A 13,919-nucleotide genomic window follows, 5' to 3' on the forward strand; every position below is an offset into this window, starting at 1 on the left:
CGATCTCCTTCGTCCTCCAAGGCTCAAGCGACCCAGTGCGGCCGTCGCACGGTGGACGCCGGCGGAAGGCCGGCGGCGAGCGCCGTCGCCATGCGGTGGACAGCTTCGCGCAGGGTGTCCGCCGGGGTCGTGTACGGGATGCGCATCCGCTGCTCGAAGATGCCGGGGTCGGTGGCGAAGCAGGCGCCGCTCTCGATCCGGACGCCGTTGTCGAGTGCTCGTTCGGACAGCGCGGAGGCCACCGGTTCGCCCAGGTCGACCCACAACGACAGGCCCCCGGGAGGCAGTTGCCAGGTCCAGTGCGGCATGTGCTCCGTCAGTGCGGCGACCAACGCGGCGCGCTGCAAACGCAGTTGCTCGAGTCGGGGCGGCAGAAGCCCGTCGGCCCGGTCCAGGAGGGCGAGTGCCAGGAGCTGATCGACGACCGATCCGCCCATGTCGGTGGCCACGCGCTGGCCCGCGAGTTCGGTGACGAGCCGTGCGGGCGCGCGCAGCCAGCCGATGCGCAGGCCGCCCCAGTGGGTCTTGCTCATCGAGCCGATGCTGATGACCTGCCCGGTGCCACCCTTCGCCGCGTGGGAGGCGAAGGGAGGCGGCGGGGGAACGTCGAGCGCGAGGTCGGCCAGCGTCTCGTCGATGACCAGCCAGGTACCGGACCGCTCCGCCGCGCGCAGGACGCGTGCCCGCTCGTGTTCGGGCATGAGACAGCCGGTCGGGTTGTGGAAGTCGGGGATCAGATAGGCCAGTTGGGGCACGACCTGGCGGAGGGTCGATTCGGTGATCCCGATGTCCCAGCCGGTGTCGGTCACGGGGACGGACACGGGACGCAGCCGGGCTCGACGCAGTGCCTCGAGGGCGTTCGGGTAGGACGGGTTCTCGACCATGACCCGGTCGCCGGGGCTGCTCAGCAGTCCCAGGACGAGCGTCAGCGCGTGCTGTGCGCCGGACGTCACCAGGATCTGTTCGGGCAGGGTGGCGAGGCCCCGTCGCGTGTAGCGCTCGGCGACGGCGGCGCGCAGGTCGGGCAGGCCGTAGGGGTGGTAGCCAGGGGTGTGGGCCTGCTCGGCAAGTTGCGGGGTGATGTGCGCGAGGGCGTCGACGAGTGCCTGCTGTGGGAGCCCGGGGGACGCTCTGGCAAGGTCGATCGCGGTGTCCTGGGGGCCGAGGAGGCGGGTGATGCCACTGGGGGCGCGGCCTTCGGGCAGGGCGGTCCACGTGCCCGATCCCTGGCGGCTGTGTGCGTAACCGCTCTCGCGCAGCAGGTCGTACACGGCGGTGACGGTGGTTCTGCTGGTGTCGAGGGCGGCGGCCAGTTCGCGCTCGGCGGGGAGTCTGACGTGCAGGGCGATGCGTCCGTCCAGGATGAGCGTGCTGATCGCCTGCGCGAGGTGGCGATAGGCGGGTCTCGTGCCGACGGTGTCGGGCAGCATCGCGGCGAGCTGACGGCTGCCCAGGCTCCGGTCCACGCGGCCCACCCTGTCCACCGGCAGGAAGGCGTTCGCGTCAGTCAAACCATTCTCCCGAGATTGGCCATGTCATCCGGGCCAATCACTCTACAGAGTTGCCGCAATGGCCTTGAAGGCCCACGACACCCACGGTGGAGGCAGGCACATATGCGGCAGGACACGGACACGACGGCCCGCTCCGAGCAGGCGGCGCCGGGCGACGAAGGGATCGGGTGCAACCGCCCCTCTCCCTCACTCACCTACGTACGCTTCGGCGAACGCCCACTCCGCCGCCTGCCCCAGTTGTTCATCGGCCTCGCCCTGTACGGATTCAGCATGGCCGTCATGGTCCGCGCCGGGCTGGGCCTGAGTCCCTGGAGCGTTCTCAACGAGGCTCTGGAGAAGCACACTTCCCTGAGCTTCGGCACACTCACCGCGGTCGTGGGTGTGTCCGTCCTGCTGCTGTGGATCCCTCTGCGGCAGCGGCCGACGTTCGGGACCGCCGCGAACATCGTCGTCATCGCCGTCTCGTCCGACTTCGGGCTCGCGCTCGTCCCCGAGGGCCTGACACTGCCCGAACGCGTCGGGCTCCTCCTGGCCGGGACATTCGCCAATGCGCTGTCCGTCGCCGTCTACGTAGGCGCACGGTTCGGGCCGGGGCCGCGGGACGGGCTGATGACCGGCGCGTCCGCCCTGACGGGACGTTCCATCCGCGTCGTCCGCACGTTCATCGAGGTCTCCGTGCTCGCCATCGGGTGGCTGCTCGGCGGCGGCGTGGGGCTCGGCACCGTGCTGTACGCCCTGACCGTCGGCCCCGTCACGCAGTTCTACCTGCCCCGGTTCGCCTACACGAGCCCGACCCGGACCGCACGCACGGGCCCGCCCGTCACCGGCTCCCGCACCTCTTCGTAGAGTTTGTGCAGTGAACCTTCACCACGCACCCGATCCACACCTGCCGATGCTGAACGTCCCTCAGGCCGAGCGCCTGCGGAGCCTGACGGCCGCTTACTTCATCGCCCGTCACGGCACACATATGACCGTGACGGGGGACGCGGTGCGCCTGGAGGGCAGGTTGAGCCCGCTGTCGAACCTCGCGCAGCGGTGTCGCCAGTCCGCCGAGGACGACTGGCCGCGGATCGTGGAGCAGCACTTCGCCGGCTTGGAGAACGCCTCCCAGGGAGGCGAGAGCACCACGGAGCTCCTGGAGCGGACGTGCTGGCGGCTGCTGCCCGACGACGCCTTCCCGGGCGACACGGCCGACGGCTTCCGCCATGCGCGGCCGGTCGCCGAGGGGCTGCTCGCGGTCCTCGCCCTGGACGCACCCACCTCCGTACGGATCCTCGACGACCGGGACGTGGCGCGCGTCGGTGCCGAGCAGCTGTGGGCTGCGGGCCGCGCGAACCTGATCCGTGAGCCGGTCGAGCACGACGAATTCCGCGGCCCGCAGGGCGCGTTGATGCACTCCGTGTACGGCGACTCGTTCTTCGTCTCCAGCAAGGCGCTCGTACTCCCCGATCTGGTGAGGGAGTTGACCGGCCGGGAGCTGCCGGAGGCCGGGGCGCTCGTCGTGATGCCGACGAGGCATCTGCTGGCGTTCCACCCGATCGTGGACGGCGGCGTGGTGGACGCCGTCAACGACCTGGGCTCCTATGCCATCGGCGCCTACGAGGACGGGCCGGGCGCGCTCTCACCGCGGCTGTACTGGTGGCGCCAGGGGCGGCTTGTCTCGCTCACTGTCTTCGACCACGAGAACCGGTCGTTCTCCGTGGCGCCGCCGCAGGAGTTGATGGACCTCATGAGGTCCCTGCGTAGCCAGGACTCCGCCGATGCCGCACCGGAACCGACGCCTCGGGCGCAGACCCCCGATCAACTTGCCCTGAAAACAGCTGAGTTGATATCCCGGCTGCCCCAGTCCCCCGCGGCCTTCGGCGACGCGTTCGCGGCCTCGCTCGCCCTGAGCCACGTGCGCTGCACGTCCGACCCCGACGGGGGAGCGCTGGAGACCTGGGAGGCATGGGTCGGCGCCATGCAGGTCGGCTCGGCACTGTTCGCCACCACGACCTCCCGGGAGAGCAGCGTCGCCTGCCGGATCGGGCACGACGTCGTGACGCTTCCGGTCACCGGCCCCGCCCCGTACGCGGACGGCCGCGCCTGGCTCAACGCCTTCTATCTCGCCGCCGTCTGCCGTGAGCGGGACCGCATGACGCAGTTGTGCCACGTGCCGCTGGACGACCTGCGTCGGGCCGCGCCCATGGACGAGTACGTCTTCCACTGGATCGACACGCTCCAGACGTACTGGTTGCAGCGCCCCATGGACGATGTGGTCCAGAAGCTGCTCGCCACCATGAACACCTCTCACTCCGACGTGGCGACCCGTACGCCTGCGGACTTCCTGAACCTGGTCGGCTACCAGCCCGTCGCGCTCTTCCACCGTCTCGTGACGGGTGACCACGAGGCTTTCGCGGAAGCGCTCACGGAGGCGCTGGCCCATCACGAGCGCTACTGGAGCGACTCGACGGGGCCGCACAGCCGGGTGGCCCTCGGCCCGCTCGCGCTGGCGTGCCTCGCCTTCGACTCGGAGTTCCCGGTCGACAGCAAGTCGCCGTATCTGCCCACCTGTCTCCTCGAGCGGGCCTGGTACGGCGAGTTCGACACGTGAGAGCGGGCTCCGGGGGCGGCTACCGCCGGGCGGCCTCGCTGCGGTAGAAGTCGAACTGCGTCACACCGGCGTAGCCGTAGCTCTCGGGGTGCAGTTCGTGCAGCGCGACTCCGCAACGGGCGAGCGGGCCAAGGGTCTTGGTCAGCAGTTCGCCCGCCTCCGCGATGAACGCGGCCTTCTCCGCGGCGCTGTTCGTGCCGACGGTGACGGTGGCCTCGACATGGGCATCGAGGTCACCGGCCAGCGGCCTGCCGTCGACGTAGTAGCAGTCGGCCGGCACCAGGTCGACGTGCACGACGGTCCTGGCGCCGGACTTGCGCAGCGCCGACACGGCCAGGCCCGTCAGGCCCTCGGCGAGGGTGCGCTGTACGCCGGCGGGAAGTGCGGTGTCGGTGACGGTGACGCGGATGAAAGGCATGGCTTCTCCTGAGCAGGTGCCGGGGGTCCGCCAGAGGTGGCGGCACGGACCAAGCGTCACCGACCTGGCACGATTGATCCAACGCATACGTGTCATAGGTATATGAGGCCCTTGCATGACCGTGAACCTTTCCCAGTTGAGGGCGTTCCTCGCTGTCGTCGACGCGGGCGGATTCAGCGCGGCGGCGGCCGAACTCGGTCTGAGCCAGTCGGCGGTGTCTCACGCGGTCGCGTCCCTGGAACGCGAGTTGACCGCCCCGCTGCTGGTGCGTTCCGCTCCGGTGCGGACCACGGTGCTCGGCGAGCGGGTCGTGCCGCACGCCCGGACAGCGGTGGCGGCGGCCCGGTCCGTGGAGCAACTCGCGGCGGACGCCGCCACCATGACGGGCACCGTGCGCCTCGCCGCCACACCCACGGTCTGCCAGGGGCTGGTCCCCGGCCTGCTGAGACACTGGCGCGAGGACCAGCCCCGCGTCACGGTCAGAGTCTTCGAAGGGGACAGCGCCGAGATCGCCGCCTGGCTGGAGAACGGGACGGCCGATGCCGCCATCCTGATCGACCCTCCCGCAGGCCCGGGCGTCCAGCTCGCCGCCGACAGCTACCGCGCCGTGCTGCCCCTGGACCATCCCCTCGCCGGCGAGCCGGTCGTCGACATCCGTGACCTGGAGGACGATCCGTTCCTGATCTCGCCCAACGGCTGCGAGGACCGCATCCGGACGATCCACCGTCTCGCCGGGCTGAGGTTCACCCCCACGCACCGGGTACGGGATCTGGCAACCCTGATCAGCATGGTGCAGGCCGGTATCGGCGTGACCGTCCTGTCGGAGGTGTCCCGCTCCCTGATCCCGCCGGACCTGGCGCTGCTGCCGCTGCACCCCCGGACCTCACGGCGCCTCGTACTGACCGGACCCCGGGCCCGCCCCTGGCACCCGGCCGTCCGCACCTTGGCGGACTCCGCCCTGGACCATCTCGCCGCGGCCGGTGCCGTGTCGGACGCCCACACGGGCTGAAGAATTCCGTCGAAGCCACGGACGGTGTTGCTTACGGTGGCGGCATGACCCATGGGAAGACCTCATACGTGTGCCTGCCCTGTCGGGTCTCGTACAAGCAGCCCTACGACCGGGACAGGGAGCGGATCTGTCCGCGCTGTGCCGAGCCGATGATCCACGCAGGGTCGGCCTTCGCCGCGCCGCGCCGCCGCGACACCGCCGCGTGGCGGACGCTCTCGGTTCTGCTGCACGCGGGCGTGGGTTTCCACAAGAGTTGCTGCGGCGGCCCGGGGTTCCGGCCCCGCGGCCTGCGTGAGGTGCGCGAGCGCCTTGCGTACGCCGAGCGGTCCGGTGAGCCCGTCGCCCGCGCGCTCAAGCGGTATGACGTGCCTTAGATCGGCGGGCCCGGTCAGCGCCGACGGACGCCGTCGCGTCGAGTGGCGTTGACGCAGAGCGCGGCGGCCGCTGCGCCGGTGGTGAGGTGAGCCAGGACCCCCTGACCGGCCATGCGCTTGTTTATTGGTCGCACACTCAATAGCATCCCGGGTATGCCGTCAAGCGTCCAGCACAAGCGAATTCGGAAGACGCCGGCCGCCCGACGTGCGGAGATCGTCGACGCGGCCGCCGCGGTCGCCCTCGCCGAGGGACTCGAGTGCGTCACGCTGCGGCGGATCGGTGAGGAGCTCGGCGTCCGCCCCGGACTGATCAGCCACTACTTCCCCTCGGCGGACGACCTCGTGGCGGAGGCCTTCGGCAGCGCCTCCAGCGCCGAGCTCGACAGCCTCCTGCCCGCCGAGCGAGCCCAGGCGACGCCCACGCTGCACCTGGGGTGGTTCTTCGCACGCGCGAAGGGCTCGCCCTACGACAACATCAGCCGCCTCTGGATCAACGCGCGCCACCTCAGCCGCTACCGGCCCGTCCTGCGCGACCGGGTCGCCGAGCAGGAAGCGGCCTGGCGCGAGCGGCTCACCGACCTGATCCGGCAGGGCGTCGACCGGGGCGAATTCCATACGGACGACCCGTATGTGACGACCATTCAGATCTTGGTCGTGCTCGACGGCCTCGGAGCGCACGCCAACACCGACACCAGCAGCCGTCCCGCCGCGGTGTCGCGCATGGCCGCCACGACGGCGGAACGCGAACTCGGTCTTCCGCACGGGACGCTCACCCGACCCGACGCGCCGCTCGCGGCGTCACCCACCGGCTAGGGTCCCGCGTCCCGGCCACCACCCACCGGCTGGGACCCCGCGTCCCGGCCACCCCCACCCGCCCTTCAAGGAGCCGCTGTGCCCAGCTCTCTCGTCCTGCTCTCCGCCCGCCTGCTCGACCCGGTCACCGGCACGTTCCTGCCGCAGACGGCCCTCGCCGTGTCCGGCGGCCGGATCTCCGCCCTGGGCGACGACCACGGCATACGTGAGCACGTGGACGCTTCGACCACGGTGATCGACCTCAAGGGCGCCGTGGTGACCCCGGGCCTGGTCGACGGGCATCTCCACCCCGTCTCGGGCGCCGAGCTGACGGGCGGGCTCGACCTGTCGGGCTGCACCGGCGTGGAGGACGTGCGCGCGGCGCTCGCCGCCGAGGTGCGGAACCTGGCGCCGGGGGCGTGGCTGCACGGCTGGGGGCTCGACCCGAACGTCTTCGGCGACCGGCCTGTCGGGATCGCCCCCTTCGACTCCGTCCTCGACGGCGTGCCGGCCCTTCTGCTGCTGTTCGACGCCCACTCCATGCTGGCCAGCCGGCGCGCGCTGGAACTGGCCGGTGTGGACGGTCCGCGCACCTTCGAGCAGGCCTCCGCCGAAGTGGTCTGCGACGAGCACGGCCGTCCCACCGGTCTGCTCCAGGAGGACGCCGCTTGCGAGCTCGTGGAACGCGTCGCCCCGCAGCCCACGCGGGAGGAACGCCGCGACCGGCTCGCCGCCACGCTGCGCGCCATGGCCGCCTCGGGGCTCACCGGCGGTCACGTGATGGACGCGAACGGCGACAGCCTCGCCCTGTTCTCCGAGCTCGACGCCGCCGGTGAGCTCGCACTCCGACTGCGGGTCGCGCCGTGGTGCCAGCCCGGCACCGACGCCGAAGGAGTGCGGGCGCTCATCGAGCAGCAGGGCGGCGGCGGCGCGCTGTGGCGCACGGACGGCGTCAAGATCTTCATGGACGGCACCATCGACAACGGCACGGCCTGGCTGGAGCGCCCGGACTGCCACGGCGAGTCCACCCACGCCTTCTGGCCGGACCCCGAGGTCTACACACGGATCATCGGCGAGCTGCACCGCGCCGGAGTACCCACCGCCACCCACGCGATCGGCGACGCCGCCGTACGCCATGTCCTCGACGCCGTCGAGAAGGCGCAGGCCACCGGCGGGCGCGGGGCGCGCCACCGGGTCGAGCACATAGAGACCGTGCCCGACGACACCCTGGGCCGGTTCGCCGCGCTCGGCGTCATCGCGTCCATGCAGCCCACCCACTGCTGCGACTTCACCCGGGCCGACCACACCGACAACTGGTCGCGCCGCCTCGGTGAGGAGCGCGCGTCGCGCGCCTGGCGCTGCCGCGATCTGCAGGACGCGGGCGCCACCGTGGTCCTCGGCTCCGACTGGCCGATCGCGCCGTATCCGCCGCTCGGGGTCATGGCCGGCGCGCGCCACCGCCGCCCGAGCCGCGACCTCACCCAGGACCCGCACGGACCCGAGCAGGCGCTCACGCCGCTGGAGGCGCTCCAGGGTCTGACGGTCAACGCGGCCTACGCGGCGGGCGAGGAGCACGCGGCCGGGCGGATCGCCGTCGGCTGTCGCGCCGACCTCACCGTTCTCGCCGACAACCCGCTCACCACGGCCGACACCGCGCTGCCGGATCTGCCGGTGCTGCTCACCGTCCTCGACGGCCGCCCCACGCACCGCGACGTGAGCCTGTAGTTGTCCATGGGTACGCGGCGCCGTTCACACCGGCTCCGCGTACCAGCGGCGGTGGACGAACGGTTCCACCAGGAGCACCCCCACCGCCGCGACGGCCGCCACCGAGGCCGCCGGAAGCGAACCCCACGCGGCCGCGACCGCCCCGGCGAGCACCACCAGCGGGCGCACCAGGGTCAGCGGCCCCAGGCCGACGACCACGGCGAGGGTGCCGGCCCGGAACGGGCCCCACAGGTAGCAGCCCAGGCTCAGTGCGACGATCACCGCGTAGGGCGCGTAGCACAGGAGCATCCGGTGGGCGGCGGCGTCGAGTTCGGCGTAGCGCGCGCCCCGGTCCGCCGCGGCGACGAGCAGCGTCACGGCGAGGGCCGCGCTCAGCAGCAGCGCCGGGGCGCCGACCGCGAGACCGCGGCGGGCCGCGAGCAGCGCCCGTTCCGACTTACGGATGCGGCCGTCCCGCCCGGTGTAGGCACGGAACCCGGCGAACGCCGCGTCGACGAGCGCCAGAGCGGCGAGCAGGAAGGCGTTCACCCGGCGCCCTCCCCCGCCGAAGCCCCCTGGCGTGTCCCGCCCACGGTGTCCGCACGCCCGACCAGGCGGCCCGACGGTCCGGGTCCCAGCTCGGCCCGCAGCGGCGGCAGCAGGTCCGGGCGTACGCCGATGACGGGGCGCAGGGTGGTGCAGAAGGGGTTGCTGCGGCCCCGCGGTTCGTACACGAGCGGGGTCAGGCCGTCGGCGTGGGTGGCGGCCGCCAGCAGTGTCTCGTCGTCGTGGGCGCGGCGGGCCGACATCACACCGTCGTGGCGGCCCAGCGGATCGCGCATCCGCGCCCGGTGGAAGACCCACGCGCCGATCGGGGCGAGACCGGTGGCGGCGATGTCGAAGTGGCAGAACGCGGCGGTGCCCGGCGTGGCCTGGGCGGCGAAGAAGGCGTCGAGGTCATCGCCCCGGAAGTGGTGCAACACGCCCGTCGACACGTACACGGTGGCGGGCTCGTCGAGGGCGAACGCGTCACCCCGTACGAAACGGCAGGGCAGTGCCTCCGCGCGGGCGAGCCGCCCGGCCTCGGTGACCAGGGCCGCGTTGAAGTCCACGCCGACCAGGTCGACATCGGGGCCGAGGGCGCCCGACGCGGCCAGCCACCGCACGAGGTAGCCGAAGCCGCAGCCGACGTCGACCACCCGCAGAGGGCCGTCGGTCCGCCCGGCGGCGCGGATCACGGCGAGCAGCGGACGCAGGAGTTCGGCGATGCGGTCGCCGAGGCGCAGTTCCTCGCTGAGCCGCTGGAGCTCGGTGTGGACGGCGACGAGCCGGCGGTCCACGGCGAGCGGATCGAGGTTCCCGTCGTCGTCGCACGCCAACCCGGCGGCGATACGGGCGCCACGGCGGTCACCCGCGGCGACGAGCCGCGCGACGACGTCGGCGCCCCGCACCGGTAGGCGTGCGCGCGTGCCGGGGTCGTGGTCCACGACCAGATCGGATATCTCGATGAGCTGCACGGGGAGAAGGTACGCGGCTGGGGAGGCCGTCGGCGCCGCGCCCTGGGAGGCGGTGGTGGCGGCCCGGTGTCGCACAACGGCCGGACGGCCCCGCCCGCCCTCGGACGGACGGGGCCATCGCTCTCGCGGCTACCGCGAAACGACCTGATCGGACACCGCACCCGGCACCGGCGCGTAGCCGGTCGCCCGGCCGGTGAACGTGCCCCGGCCCTGGGTCCGGCCGCGCAACTGGGACGCGTAGCCGAAGAGTTCGGCCAGCGGCACCGTCGCCGTGACGACCGCGGTGCCCGCGCGCATCGCGGAGGCGGAGATCTGTCCGCGTCGCGCCGCCAGGTCCCCGAGCACCCCGCCCACGGCCTCCTCGGGCACGGTGGCCGTGACCTCTACGACCGGTTCGAGGAGCGCCATGACGCTCGCCCGGAAGGCCGCCCTGAGCGCGAAGCGGCCCGCCGTACGGAACGCCATCGGCGAGGAGTCCTTGGGGTGCGTGGACCCGTCGGTGAGCGTGACCTGCACCCCGGTGACCCGATGGCCGCCGAGGGGGCCCTCGCTCAGGGCGTCCCTGCACCCGGCCTCCACGGCCTGGACGTAGTCCCGCGGCAGCCGTCCGCCGGTGACGACCGACCGGAACACGAAGTCCGCCGCGCCGTCGCCCGTACCGTCCTGCGCCACCGGCAGCGGCCTTACGTCCATGACGACGTGCGCGAACTGGCCTGCTCCCCCTTCCTGTTTGACATGCCGGTACACCAGACCGGACACCCCGCGCGCGACCGTCTCCCGATAGGCCACCTGCGGCCTGCCGACGCCGACCTCCAGACCGTGGGCCCGGCGGATCTTCTCCACCGCCACCTCCAGATGCAGTTCACCCATGCCCGAAAGGACCGTCTGGCCGCTCTCGCGGTCCGTCCTGACGACGAGCGAGGGGTCCTCCTCGACGAGTCGTGCCAGCGCGGACACCAGCCGGGCGCTGTCGGCGTTCCTGCGTGCCTCGACCGCCACGGAGACGACCGGTTCGGCCACCGTGGGCGGTTCGAGGACGAGAGGCGCGTCGGGTGCGCACAGGGTCGCGCCGCTGCGGGCGGCCTTCACTCCGGCCACCGCGACGATGTCCCCGGCCACCGCGCGCTCCACCTCGGTGTGCCGGTCGGCCTGGACGCGCAGGATCCGGCCGATCCGCTCCGTACGCCGTGCGCCCGCATCCCACACCGCCTCTCCTCTGTGAACCGTTCCCGAGTACACCCGCAGATAGGTCAGACGCCCGCGAGGAGTCGCCTGCACCTTGAACACCAGCGCGGCCAGCGGTGCCGCCGGATCGCAGGCCCGCTCCTGCTCGTCGCCACCGACGGCACCGCGGACCGCGGGCACGTCGAGCGGTGACGGCAGGTAGGCGATGACCGCGTCCAGGAGCGGCTCGACACCGCGGTTGCGGTACGCCGATCCGCACAGCACGACGACGCCCTCACCACTGCGCGTCAGATCCCGCAGCGCTCCTGCCAACGTCCCGGCGGACAGAGCCGATCCGTCGCAGAACTCCTCCAGCGCGCCGGGATGCAGCTGCGCCACCGTCTCCTCGAGGAGCCGCCTGCGCCGCCGCGCCTCCTCGCGCAGCTCTACCGGAACAGGCCCCTCCTCATACGTGTCGCCGCCCTCTCGCCACACGAGAAGACGCATGCGGATCAGATCGACGACACCGGTGAACGCGTCCTCGCTGCCGACCGGCAACTGGACCACCATCGGTACCGTGTCGAGTCGCCGACGCATCGACTCGACCGCCGTGTCGAGATCGGCACCGGCACGGTCGAGCTTGTTCACGAAGGCGATGCGCGGCACGCCGTGGCGGTCGGCCTGCCGCCAGACCGACTCGCTCTGCGGCTCGACGCCCGCGACGGCGTCGAACACCGCGATCGCGCCGTCCAGCACGCGCAGGGAGCGCTCGACCTCGTCGGCGAAGTCGACATGGCCCGGGGTGTCGATCAGGTTGATCCGGTGCCCGTCCCAGGCGCAGCTGACCGCCGCGGCGGAGATGGTGATGCCCCGCTCGCGTTCCTGGACGTCGAAGTCGGTGACGGTGGTGCCGTCGTGGACTTCGCCGCGTTTGTGGGTGGCGCCGGTGACGTAGAGGATCCGTTCGGTGACGGTGGTCTTGCCGGCGTCGACGTGGGCGAGGATGCCCACGTTGCGGACGGCGGTCAGGGGGTCGGTGTCATGACGGTGCAGGTCGGTACGCACGCCTGTGGCCTTTCGGGTGGTTCCACACAGAGGCAGCGCGATTACCGGACGGACAGCGCAACGGGCCCCGCCGAAGGGTCGGTTCGGGGTCGTGCGGACACGTGAGGTGTCAGATGTTCGTCGCGGGGGTCCGGTACCGGCCGCGCAGCCGGTGCCGGGCGCACCGAGACACCAGGATCACCTCGAACCGTGACCGGGGAACGACGACAGCGGTGCGGTGACGCACGGCCCGGCTCCCCTCACTTGTCACGGCGCGCGCTGCGACGAAGGGCAGCGGCGTGAATACGTGGCGAGTGTAGGGAACCGGACCCGTGCCGGGCACCCGATTAAAAGCGTCCCGCAGGCTCGTCGCTCAGGGATGCATCCGCGCCCCCTTGAGGACCTTGTCGACGGCGCCCCGCGCGCCGTACACGGCCATGCCCACCAGGTCCAACTGGTCGGCGGGCACGGCCCGGACCGCCGCGCGGTTGTCCCGGTCGTTGCCCGTGCCGAACAGCTCCGACGTGAACACCGCCGTCGGCAGCGAGCGGGACAGGGCGCGTCCGTGCGCCGTGGTCAGGGTCTGCTTCGACCCCTCGAAGACGAGCACCGGCTGGCGGAACATCGGCAGGTACGCGGTGGCGTCGGCGTCCTCGTACGGGGCTCCGACCACCTCGGGCGCCGCCGTACCGAGCCCGCTGACCAGGAAAGCGGTCACGTTGAGCCGCTGCCAGGGCTCCAGGTCGTCGCGCAGCAGGACGGCGATCTTGGTGTCGAAGCGGACGGGCGCGGGGCCGGAAGGGTCATCCGCCCCGGCCGGGGTCGGCGTCGCAATGTCGGTGGGGATCTCGTCCATCGTTCTCATGCTTCGAGACTGCGCTGTCCACCCCGGTCAGGTCTTGTACGTTCCTTGCATGGTGCCCCGGCCGGAGATCTCCGCATGGCGCCCGCAGGTCGCGGGTGTCGTGGAGGTGTTCCACGCCCACTTCACCGAGCACGCGTACCCCATGCACGTCCACGACGCGTGGACGCTGCTGATCGTCGACGACGGCGCGGTCCGCTACCACCTGGACCGCCACGAGCGCGGCACGCCGAACGACACCGTCAGCCTGCTTCCGCCGCGTGTCCCGCACAACGGGTCGCCCGCCACCGCACACGGCTTCCGCAAGCGCGTCCTCTACCTCGACATGACGCAGCTCGACGAGTCCTTCATCGGTGCGGCGGTGGACGGGCCCGACCTCACCGACCCCGTCCTGCGCACCCGAGTCGGCCAACTCCACAGCGCGCTCGAGCACCGGGGCGACGAGTTCGAGGCGCAGAGCCGCCTCGCCCTGATCGGCGAACGGCTGCGCACCCATCTGCGCCCCGGCTCCCCCGACACCGAGCGGCCCGGCCGGGGCGTCGCCCACGACCTGCGGGACCTCCTGGACGCGCGGCTCCTGGACGGCATCGCCCTGGACGAGGCGGCACGTCTCGTCCACGCCCACCCGACCCATCTCGTACGCGCCTTCAGCGGCGCCTTCGGTATCCCGCCGCACCAGTACGTGATGTCCCGCCGCGTCGATCTGGCCCGCCGCCTGCTCCTCGACGGGCAGCCGCCGGGCGAGGTGGCGACCGCCGCCGGCTTCTACGACCAGTCGCACCTCACCCGGCACTTCAAGCGGGTCCTCGGCACCACCCCGGGCCGCTACGCCCGCACCGCGCCCTGAGCGCTTCGGGTGCTTTTAGCGGGTGTTGTACACGTTCGCGGAACCACTTCCCCCTACCGTCGTTGCACGGATGCCGCCGGGCGC

Annotated in this window: 13 protein-coding genes; 7 read left to right on the plus strand and 6 right to left on the minus strand. The window is 72.1% G+C overall.

What is annotated here, in order from left to right:
* Positions 1-23 precede the first annotated feature (23 nt).
* On the minus strand, positions 24-1,511 hold the full coding sequence (locus OG698_RS04320) for a PLP-dependent aminotransferase family protein (RefSeq protein WP_406101508.1): 1,488 nt from the start codon (positions 1,509-1,511) through the stop codon (positions 24-26).
* Between the two features lie 102 nt (positions 1,512-1,613).
* Between OG698_RS04320 and OG698_RS04325 the strand changes: the two genes are divergently transcribed.
* Complete coding sequence (locus OG698_RS04325; protein ID WP_406101509.1) at positions 1,614-2,357, plus strand: YitT family protein; 744 nt, start codon at positions 1,614-1,616, stop codon at positions 2,355-2,357.
* Between the two features lie 10 nt (positions 2,358-2,367).
* Complete coding sequence (locus OG698_RS04330) at positions 2,368-4,104, plus strand: immunity 49 family protein (RefSeq protein ID WP_406101510.1); 1,737 nt, start codon at positions 2,368-2,370, stop codon at positions 4,102-4,104.
* 19 nt (positions 4,105-4,123) lie between these two features.
* Here the strand turns inward: OG698_RS04330 and OG698_RS04335 are convergent, their stop codons facing one another.
* Entirely contained in the window at positions 4,124-4,522 is a 399-nt protein-coding gene (locus OG698_RS04335) for a 4-oxalocrotonate tautomerase family protein (protein WP_406101511.1), read from the minus strand.
* A 115-nt stretch (positions 4,523-4,637) separates the two neighbouring features.
* On the opposite strand from OG698_RS04335, the gene OG698_RS04340 reads away from it, so the two are divergent.
* The 4 genes from OG698_RS04340 to OG698_RS04355 all read left to right on the plus strand — a co-directional run bounded on the left by OG698_RS04340 (position 4,638) and on the right by OG698_RS04355 (position 8,422).
* On the plus strand, positions 4,638-5,531 hold the full coding sequence (locus OG698_RS04340) for a LysR family transcriptional regulator (RefSeq protein ID WP_406101512.1): 894 nt from the start codon (positions 4,638-4,640) through the stop codon (positions 5,529-5,531).
* Between the two features lie 44 nt (positions 5,532-5,575).
* Positions 5,576-5,905, plus strand: a complete 330-nt coding sequence (locus OG698_RS04345) for a deoxyxylulose-5-phosphate synthase (RefSeq protein ID WP_383082378.1) — start codon at positions 5,576-5,578, stop codon at positions 5,903-5,905.
* Between the two features lie 153 nt (positions 5,906-6,058).
* A complete protein-coding gene (locus OG698_RS04350; protein ID WP_406101513.1) occupies positions 6,059-6,718 on the plus strand; it encodes a TetR/AcrR family transcriptional regulator in 660 nt (219 codons plus the stop codon).
* A gap of 78 nt (positions 6,719-6,796) precedes the next feature.
* Complete coding sequence (locus OG698_RS04355; RefSeq protein ID WP_406101514.1) at positions 6,797-8,422, plus strand: amidohydrolase; 1,626 nt, start codon at positions 6,797-6,799, stop codon at positions 8,420-8,422.
* Between the two features lie 24 nt (positions 8,423-8,446).
* Here OG698_RS04355 and OG698_RS04360 read toward each other — a convergent pair whose 3' ends face one another.
* From OG698_RS04360 to OG698_RS04375, 4 genes are all read right to left on the minus strand, one after another.
* A complete protein-coding gene (locus OG698_RS04360; protein ID WP_406101515.1) occupies positions 8,447-8,950 on the minus strand; it encodes a hypothetical protein in 504 nt (167 codons plus the stop codon).
* A complete protein-coding gene (locus OG698_RS04365) occupies positions 8,947-9,918 on the minus strand; it encodes a class I SAM-dependent methyltransferase (protein WP_406101516.1) in 972 nt (323 codons plus the stop codon). Before OG698_RS04365 ends, OG698_RS04360 begins: the two co-directional genes overlap by 4 nt.
* A gap of 129 nt (positions 9,919-10,047) precedes the next feature.
* On the minus strand, positions 10,048-12,147 hold the full coding sequence (fusA, locus tag OG698_RS04370; protein ID WP_406101518.1) for an elongation factor G: 2,100 nt from the start codon (positions 12,145-12,147) through the stop codon (positions 10,048-10,050).
* Between the two features lie 352 nt (positions 12,148-12,499).
* On the minus strand, positions 12,500-12,982 hold the full coding sequence (locus OG698_RS04375) for a DUF2000 family protein (protein WP_406110835.1): 483 nt from the start codon (positions 12,980-12,982) through the stop codon (positions 12,500-12,502).
* Between the two features lie 58 nt (positions 12,983-13,040).
* Here OG698_RS04375 and OG698_RS04380 point away from each other — a divergent pair, with 58 nt between their 5' ends.
* Positions 13,041-13,835 (plus strand): AraC family transcriptional regulator, encoded by a 795-nt coding sequence (locus OG698_RS04380; protein WP_406101519.1) that lies wholly within the window; start codon positions 13,041-13,043, stop codon positions 13,833-13,835.
* Positions 13,836-13,919 lie beyond the last annotated feature (84 nt).

The sequence above is a fragment of the Streptomyces sp. NBC_01003 genome, assembly GCF_045162695.1.
Classification (GTDB): domain Bacteria; phylum Actinomycetota; class Actinomycetes; order Streptomycetales; family Streptomycetaceae; genus Streptomyces.